Source organism: Rhizobium sp. BK491, assembly GCF_014194925.1.
Classification (GTDB): domain Bacteria; phylum Pseudomonadota; class Alphaproteobacteria; order Rhizobiales; family Rhizobiaceae; genus Rhizobium.
The window spans coordinates 19,690-28,147 of the sequence record NZ_JACIAR010000020.1 but is presented as its reverse complement, the minus strand read 5'-3'; the positions used below and the strand labels follow the sequence as shown (position 1 = coordinate 28,147).

Genomic DNA, 8,458 nt, shown 5'->3' with positions numbered 1-8,458 from the left:
AGATACCAGCACACGCACAGCAAGATCACCGACTGCTCGAAATGCCGACCTTTGAACATTGCCAATCTCCGCGACTTCCGGAGATCAATGCCATGCCACCAGTAACCAGGAAGTTTGCAACAGAACCGTGGCGACCCGAAGACTACGCCTGAAGGCGTTTCAGGCAGGGGGGTGCCGAAGCGGGTTCGCCCCTGCGGAGCGCAACGGCATACTCTATGGTGCTGAGTAGATCGGTCGCGAAGACGGGCTTAACCAGAGCCCCGATAGCGTGAGGATCGGCGGCGACGATTTCCGGATTGGCGGTTGCGAATATGACAGTGACACCATGCGCTTGGCTTAGGTACCCGGCCAAAGAGGGACCCGTCTGACCATCACTGAGATGAACATCGACGAGGGCGATATCGGCGCCAATTCCCAACTCGATAGCATCGTCGCTATTGCCGACTGGCCCTGCAACGTCATAGCCGGCTGAGCGCAGTACAGATTCCACATCAAGGGCAATCAGAACTTCATCTTCAACAACCAGGATTCGCATGAATGCCTCGTCAAAATCCTTGTGCGATTTGTCGGATCGCTGGCCCGGCCGGAGGGTAAATAGCGCCCCATCGGCAGCTGTCCACCTTCGTCAGGAAGTCCGGCAAGCGGCGGCGCATTTCGGTCATTCCAACATCACGCCAATAGAAATGTTCCCAAAGCCACCCAGCGCGATTGAACTTTCCGGGCGAATAGTCGCCACTTGAGCGGGAGACTCTGCTGATGCCGCTAGAGACATCATTAACTTTGAAACTTCTCGGCTTGGCATCCATTATACAGGACATAGGTTAAATGCGGTTACTCGGATCGATCCGGGCAGCTGAGAGGCAGTCTATCGCGCCTCCAAGAGACGACACGACGAATTGATTCTCGCAATCTGTGACAGCGTAAGAGACAGGAGAAACAAGTGTCACACGCACGCAACGATGCCCATTCGGCGGCCCTCCCCCTATCGGCTGACGCCTGGCTTGCTGCAATCGTCGAAAGTTCAGAAGATGCCATTATCAGCAAATCCGTCAACGGCATCATCACGAGCTGGAACAAAAGCGCAGAGCGACTCTTCGGTTTCTCAGCTGCCGAAGCAATCGGACAGCCCATCACCATTATCGTGCCGCCCAATCTTTTGGATGAGGAGGCAACCATAATCGCCTCCATTCGGGCAGGCCGGCGGATTGAGCATTATGAGACGGTGAGGTGTCGCAAAGATGGGACGCTGGTCGATATTTCGCTGACGGTTTCCCCTGTGACGGACAAGGATGGCGAGATCGTCGGCGCTTCCAAGATCGTACGCGACATTTCCGAGCGGAAGCGGTTGATCGAGAGGCAAGATCTCCTGCTGCAAGAGATGAGCCACCGAGTGAAGAACCTGTTTGCCGTCATGAATTCGCTTGTCTCGGTGAGCGAACGAACAACCACGAGCGCCCGCGGCCTTGCCGACGACTTGCGCGCGCGCATCCGGGCCCTTTCTGCCGCACACAATCTCGTTTTGGGTCACACCGGCGGAAACTCCCAATCCAGCGGCTCCGCGAGCCTTTTTGCCCTCATTCAAGCGATTTTTGCAGCGCACCAGGATCAGAAGGGTGAGCGCATCGCCGTCCAAGGCAATGACATTGCGGTCGGCGCTGTTGCGCTTACATCGATCGCGTTGCTCCTTCATGAGCTAGTCACCAATTCGATCAAATATGGCGCGCTGTCGGCATCCGGTGGCCATATCGACGTCGAAGTTCGAGACCAGGATGGAGTTGAGTTGCATTGGGCCGAGGTCGGTGGGCCCTCAATTGACGCGCCAAGCGGGGCGGCTGGTTTCGGCTCTCGATTGGAGCAACTCGCACTGGACGCTCTTAAGGGCTCGATCACCCGAGATTGGAGATCGGACGGCTTGCGCATCAGTCTGAGGATCCCGCTACAGTCGCTTGGTGGATAATCCCTCCAGCAGACCCGAAATATGCCAGCGAACAAGGCATGCGATTGTGGAGTTAAACCATTTAGGAGTTAAACCATTTAACTGTACCATCTGGCGACCAGTGGAGGCATCGCGCTTCAAATTTTCCGGCTCAATCAGCTTCTGCACCTAACGCCGCGCAAGCTGATCAGGGATTTCAACGAGGATACGCACCCCATCAGGACGCCAATCTCGATGGATCGATCCCCTCAATGAGGCGATTGTCATGCGTTCAAGCTCAGATCCGAAGCCAGCGGATCCCTCGGGGACCCGTGCGGGAGGTCCATCGAATTCGGTCCACGTCAGCGCGAGTCCGTTAATACGAGAGACCTCAATTTCGACCCGACCGCCGTTTACCGAAAGAGAGCCATATTTTATCGCGTTCGTTGCGAATTCGTGCAAAAGCAGAGCTAGCGACGTCAGCACGGCATTGTTCACGCTAACGTCCTCTCCGCTAACGACGATGCGGGCGCCATTCTTGTCCTGGTGAGCCGACAAGATTGCGTCAATGAGACCAAAAAGGCTTGTTGAAGCATGCCCATCGGAGCCGCCTTCTGATTCCTTTAGGACAAAATTTTGAGCGGCGGCCAATGCTGCCACCCGCGCGCGTAGGTCGTTGGCGAAAGATGAACCGGGCGCTTCCGCGGACCTTTCGCTGACGGAAATCAATGCGCTGACGATGGCGAACAGATTTTTGATGCGATGGTGCATTTCCCGCAGCATCAGCCGCTGTCGCTCCACCATCCGCTTTCGCTCGGAGATGTCGCGAGCGATCTTCGACGCGCCGACAATTTCGCCATTCTTATCCCGGACTGGTGAGATCGTCAGCGAAATATCGAGGAGCGTTCCATCCTTATGCTGCCTTATCGTCTCGAAATGTTCGATCCTCCTGCCATTGCGAATGTGATTGATAATTGTATCTTCTTCATGCAGGCGGTCGTCTGGAATAATGATACTGATGTGGCGCCCTACCGCCTCGGCGGCGGAAAATCCGAAAAGTCGCTCGGCGCTTCTGTTCCAGCTGGTGATAATTCCATTGACGGTCTTACTGACGATCGCATCATCGGAATTTTCAACGATGGCGGCGAGCCACGCTTCGGCAGAAAGACCCAAGATACCGAAGTGTCCCCCCAGCGGGTTGTTCATCACCGAATCCGAGGACGCCTTCCTCCGTTCGTACGCGGTGAAGGGCGAACCTGTAGGCTCATTTGCATCTTGCGTCATATTCACGCTCCTCCATCGCCAGCAGCCTTGTCTCGAAAGCTGCTTGCCGAGCGCCGACCAGCTTGGATGGGAAGCAGGTTGGGGTTTAAACACCGGACAGCGCATAGCCATGAGGCTATGAGGGAGACATGAGGATTGCCAATCCTTCCTCCAGCTGGACCACGAGCATTGCTCTATTGTATAAAAATGTGTCGCAATACGATTTTTTCAAGCACAAGCGTCTAGCCGCACCGTGGAGCACCTCGTCAATTCGCGCATCGGCCTCCTTTAAGGCAAGGAAGAAGCTCGATAATCTTCACGTCGAAAGGGTCGAATTGACAAAGATTGCGAGCACCTAGTGCTATAGAGTGCGGAAGGTGGAAGGCGGCGGCTCAAAGCATGGCGCATTCGCTCGAACCAATACAAATGAAACGCGTTGTCCCCTGAGAAACAATGAGGAGACAACGCAATGGAGGCATGTTGACGCTCCCTTCGACAACGTCATGCGGCAGATATGGGTGCGTTTAGCGCAGCGCGACAGGTCTGCCTTGCTCGATCGCGACGCAAAGGCCATGGTGAACCGCGCATTGCGTCTATCTGGTTCCGCGACGTTGGAGCGCTGATACGTAGCCCAATAGCTCGCCCAGGCCGTGCGTGCTCTTTCACAATATTTCGCGCTGTGGGGAACTTTCAGTCTCGCCAGCGATTTTGCTGGGCTACGCGAGGAGATGACGCAATATGGAAACGCAACGGCCTTTGGAGCGGCGCCGACTGGTAAGGGGCAACCCCTATTCGCTGGAGGATTTCCAAAAGAAATATGGTCTCGATGATGCCATGGCCGAAAACCTTTTCCTTCGTTTCGGCCCATCATCGATCGAGCTCGATTTGCTCATGGCTGCGAAACGTCGGTCTCCGTCATTTAGCGAATTGACGAATGACTTTCCGATAAAAACCAGGAGGAACTTCCGTGGCCAATCACGAAGACAAAAACTCGGATAAGCGTCGTGAGCGTGCCTACAAAATCTGGGAGGAAGAGGGTCGACCGGAGGGACGGCACCTTGATCATTGGCAACGCGCCGAAGAACAGCATGAGCGAACCGAGCGGGAGATCGACAAGTCAGAGGACCTGAAAAGCAATGGTTCGGGACCGCATGACCGTAAAGAGAAGAAAACTACTCGTGCCAAAGGCCCGCGACCCATTCGTGAATAACCTGTTTCCAGGGTCGTCGGCCCGCAGAGACTACAAACCGGGCTCCATCCGACGACGGAGCAGCGGCCCGAAATCTCGTGAATTCTCTTGCAGGGCGCAGCCAGTAGGTGGTTCCCTGATGGAGACAAGTCTATATCGCAACAATCATTTCCGCCCGTACTGGCCCTTGCGAGACCGATGCCCGCACTCGAATGGTCCCCCTACTCACGCAAATCGACGACGCTAAAGTTCCGGCGGGACATACGAGCGCCAAAGGGACGATCACACCTCTATTCAACTGTCATCAGGAACTTTCTCAAAGGCGCGCGGTTCTATAACCGGAAGGGTTCCCCGCCTTCCTTTCGGTTCTCCTGCCGAAGAGCCGATAGCTGCCGACGAGCAGCTATCGGCGTTCGTGCGCAGCCGAGATGCGGATTGCGACAGTCGATTGGAAATCCTGTGCATTTCCAAGAACCTCCCTGCTCGACATAGCTTGCGCGCCGCTCATCCGCATTGACTGCATGGGCCTGAAGGATCGATTGAGCTCACGCTACGCGATCATCGTCCACGCGGGCGGCGACCAGGACCCGCCGCAGCGAATTCCCTCGCCATATAAATCGCCTCCTCCTCCGGCACACCTTCGTCGATCATCGCGCCGACGAGGCCTGAGCAAACGATGCCGTTGCGAAAACCGCAGCACCGAATGTGATGGCCGCAAGCTTTTTCATCATCAAGCTCTTCGTTGCTGTCTATGGGCCGACCATGCCAAGGGCCGCATGTTCCCGGAATTTCGCTAGAGTATGAATTTGGAGGACATATAAGGACGGCAATCCCTTTATCGACATATCCCTGCCATGGCCGAGATAATCCACCAGGCATCAGCCTGCGCCGGGAACCGAAATCACTCCTTGAGGTTATATTCATAGGAAAGGAGACGCTGCCATGATCCGCAAACTGAAGTCAGGCGAATATCGCCTTTACTCGCGCAAGCTCGATCCCAAGACGCACAGGCGTAAAAACCTTGGGACTTTCAAGACCCGTGAGGCGGCAGAAAAGCACGAGCGCGAAGTGCAATATTTCAAGCACCATTAGAAACAAGAACGCTGGGCCGCGCATCGCACCGAGTGTCCGGGCTGACTGCCGCTGTGCTGGAAATGGAGGCCTGGGATGAGGAGGCATGCGCCTTTTCCTTCTCAGGTCCTTTCGCTGATCGTTTGCCCTCGCCAACCCTCATCCGACCCTCAGGTTCCCTGCACGACGAAGAGTCCTCACGCCAATGGAACCTGCGAGGCTCCAGGTGGTTCTGACCCTTCGACGTTCCAAGGATTTCGGATCGCCGAATTCAACAGAGGAAGCAATGCGTCACGCCAAAGGTCGGCAGAGTGGCCCTGCCTAAGCTGCCGTCAACGGCTGGGGCAGTCTTGGCAGGCATCGATCACGACAGGCAACATGGAGGCGATGCCATGCATCACAAGAAAATCGATCTTCAAAACGGGCAGAAGACCTATGTCGTCGTTCTCGACGCGAATGAGGAAGCATTCGCGACGCTTGCCGCATTCGCAACCGAACAGGGGTTGACCGCAGCTTCAATCACCGCAATCGGCGCCTTTGAACATGCGACCGTCGGCTGGTTCGATTTCACCGACTGCAGCTATCGCAAGATTCTCGTTGCCGAACAGTGCGAGGTGCTGAGCCTGATCGGTGATATTGCGACGGGCGACGATGGCAAGGCGAGCCTCCATCTTCATGCCGTCTTGGGTCTCAGGGATGGCTCGACGCGCGGCGGTCATTTCCTTGAAGGTGTCGTGCATCCGACCTTGGAAGCGACCATCATCGAAACGCCGGTAGCGCTGCATCGTCGCCATCGGAAGGATTTCGGCATCGTACTGATCGAGCTTTGAGATCGACGGATACCAATCTCAAATCAAGCGGAACATTGCCGATCGAAAGAGGTTCGGTCTGCATTTCCGACGGCAGAAGGAGGACATCATGGCGACAGACACACCCTTCGAAACTTCCCGCGGCGAAGGCGGCGAGACACACCAGCACATCCCCGAGAGTGGCCCCCATGGGGGCGCCGATCATCTGACGACCAACCAGGGCATTCGGGTTTCCGACAATCAGAACAGCCTCAAATCCGGTGTCCGAGGCCCGACCCTGCTAGAGGACTTTGTCCTGCGTGAAAAGATCTTCCATTTCGACCACGAGCGTATTCCCGAAAGGATCGTGCATGCCCGCGGATCGGCTGCGCACGGCTTCTTTGAGCTTTATGAGCCGCTTTCGGACATCACGAGCGCCGATCTTTTTCAGCGCAAAGGCGAGAAAACGCCGGTTTTCGTCCGCTTCTCAACCGTCGCCGGCGGCGCCGGCTCGGTGGACACACCGCGCGATGTTCGCGGCTTCGCGGTAAAGTTCTATACCAAGCAAGGCAATTGGGACCTAGTCGGCAACAACATCCCTGTGTTCTTCATCCAGGACGCGATGAAGTTTCCAGACCTCGTTCATGCCGTTAAAATGGAAGCTGACCGGGGCTATCCGCAGGCCGCCACCGCCCATGACACCTTCTGGGACTGGGCATCGCTGATGCCGGAATCCACACATATGCTGATGTGGGCAATGTCGGATCGCGCCATTCCCCGATCCTTCCGCATGATGCAAGGGTTCGGCGTTCACACCTTCCGCCTCGTCAACGATGCGGGCAAATCGACATTCGTGAAGTTTCACTGGAGACCGAAGCTTGGCGTGCAATCGCTGGTCTGGGATGAGGCATTGAAACTGCAGGCGGCCGATAACGACTATCATCGCCGCGATCTCTTCGAAGCGATCGCCGCCGGGCACTTTCCGGAATGGGAGTTCGGATTGCAGCTGTTCGACGAGGCCCTTGCAGAGAGCCTTCCCTACGACATCCTCGACCCCACCAAGATCATCCCGGAAGAAGTCCTGCCGCTGAAGATCGTCGGACGCCTCGTCCTCGATCGCACCCCGGACAATTTCTTTGCCGAAACCGAACAGGTGGCGTTCTGCCCGGCCAACATCGTACCGGGTGTCGATTTCACCAACGATCCCCTGCTCCAAGGTCGTCTCTTCAGCTATCTCGACACGCAGAAATCCCGTCTCGGGACGACCAATTTCCATCGATTGCCAATCAACGCGCCGAAATGTCCCGTCATGAATTTCCAGCGCGACGGGCAAATGCAAATGGAGATTCCGAAGGGCCGCGCCAATTACGAACCGAACAGTTTGAGTGAGAATAGCGAAGCCGGAGGCCCCCGCGAATGTCCTGTAACCGGCTTCCACACCTATGAGCATGCGTCGGCTCCTGGTGAACAAGGCGACAAGCGGCGTGCGCGTGCCGAACTTTTTGCCGACCACTACAGCCAGGCGCGTCTCTTCTGGAAATCCCAGACGCCGTCAGAACAGGCCCACATTGCTTCCGCCTTCGTCTTCGAGCTATCAAAAGTGCAACTGCCGCATGTGCCTCCGCGCATGGTCGGCAATCTCTTGAACGTCGATGCAGGTCTCGCCAATCGCGTTGCCGCCGGGCTGGGACTTGTCAACCCGGCCAGGAACTCGCCGGCGCGCGAACCGATCGAGCTCGATGCGTCCGCCGCTCTTTCCATTCAGAAAAACATGAAAGAAACGCTGGAAGGACGGCAGATCGGCATATTGATCGCTGGCGGAAGCGACGCCAAGACTATCTCCGATCTCATCGGCGCCCTGAACAACGCCAAGGCGAGGCCCTTTATCGTCGCACCCAAGGTCGGGGAGACGAAGCTTTCCGACGGAAATACGATCCGTGCCGACGGACAGCTCCTTGGTTCACCTTCACAGCTTTTCGACGCGATCGCCGTCATTCTTTCAAACGAGGGAGCAACGTCTTTGATACACGAGGGAGCGGCGGTTCAGTGGGTCATGGATGCATTCGGACACTTGAAAGCCATCGGTCATGACGCAGCCGCCAAGGCGCTGCTCGACAAAGCGGGTATTCAACCCGATGCCGGCGTCGTAGATCTCGGCTCCTTCATAGAGGCCGCTTCCAAGCGATATTGGGATCGCGAGCCCAAAATACGCATGCTCGCCTGAACAGCCGA

Annotated in this window: 8 protein-coding genes; 6 read left to right on the top strand and 2 right to left on the bottom strand. The window is 56.4% G+C overall.

Annotated elements, in window-relative coordinates:
• Positions 1 to 142: 142 nt before the first annotated feature.
• Complete coding sequence (locus FHX05_RS29180; RefSeq protein ID WP_183876320.1) at positions 143 to 535, bottom strand: response regulator; 393 nt, start codon at positions 533 to 535, stop codon at positions 143 to 145.
• A 405-nt stretch (positions 536 to 940) separates the two neighbouring features.
• On the opposite strand from FHX05_RS29180, the gene FHX05_RS30910 reads away from it, so the two are divergent.
• Positions 941 to 1,957 (top strand): PAS domain S-box protein, encoded by a 1,017-nt coding sequence (locus tag FHX05_RS30910; protein WP_112610506.1) that lies wholly within the window; start codon positions 941 to 943, stop codon positions 1,955 to 1,957.
• A gap of 147 nt (positions 1,958 to 2,104) precedes the next feature.
• Here FHX05_RS30910 and FHX05_RS29170 read toward each other — a convergent pair whose 3' ends face one another.
• Positions 2,105 to 3,199 (bottom strand): PAS domain S-box protein, encoded by a 1,095-nt coding sequence (locus FHX05_RS29170; protein WP_210295035.1) that lies wholly within the window; start codon positions 3,197 to 3,199, stop codon positions 2,105 to 2,107.
• Positions 3,200 to 3,916: 717 nt separating this feature from the next.
• Between FHX05_RS29170 and FHX05_RS30675 the strand changes: the two genes are divergently transcribed.
• The 5 genes from FHX05_RS30675 (at position 3,917) to FHX05_RS29150 (ending at position 8,450) form a co-directional block, all read left to right on the top strand.
• Entirely contained in the window at positions 3,917 to 4,177 is a 261-nt protein-coding gene (locus FHX05_RS30675; protein ID WP_112401008.1) for a hypothetical protein, read from the top strand.
• Entirely contained in the window at positions 4,146 to 4,388 is a 243-nt protein-coding gene (locus FHX05_RS29165) for a DUF2934 domain-containing protein (RefSeq protein WP_183876318.1), read from the top strand. Before FHX05_RS30675 ends, FHX05_RS29165 begins: the two co-directional genes overlap by 32 nt.
• A 921-nt stretch (positions 4,389 to 5,309) precedes the next feature.
• Positions 5,310 to 5,459, top strand: coding sequence for a hypothetical protein (locus FHX05_RS29160; RefSeq protein WP_112339658.1), 150 nt, complete (start codon positions 5,310 to 5,312; stop codon positions 5,457 to 5,459).
• Positions 5,460 to 5,830: 371 nt separating this feature from the next.
• Entirely contained in the window at positions 5,831 to 6,268 is a 438-nt protein-coding gene (locus tag FHX05_RS29155; protein WP_183876316.1) for a PPC domain-containing DNA-binding protein, read from the top strand.
• 88 nt (positions 6,269 to 6,356) lie between these two features.
• On the top strand, positions 6,357 to 8,450 hold the full coding sequence (locus tag FHX05_RS29150) for a catalase (RefSeq protein ID WP_183876314.1): 2,094 nt from the start codon (positions 6,357 to 6,359) through the stop codon (positions 8,448 to 8,450).
• The last annotated feature ends 8 nt before the right edge of the window (positions 8,451 to 8,458 follow it).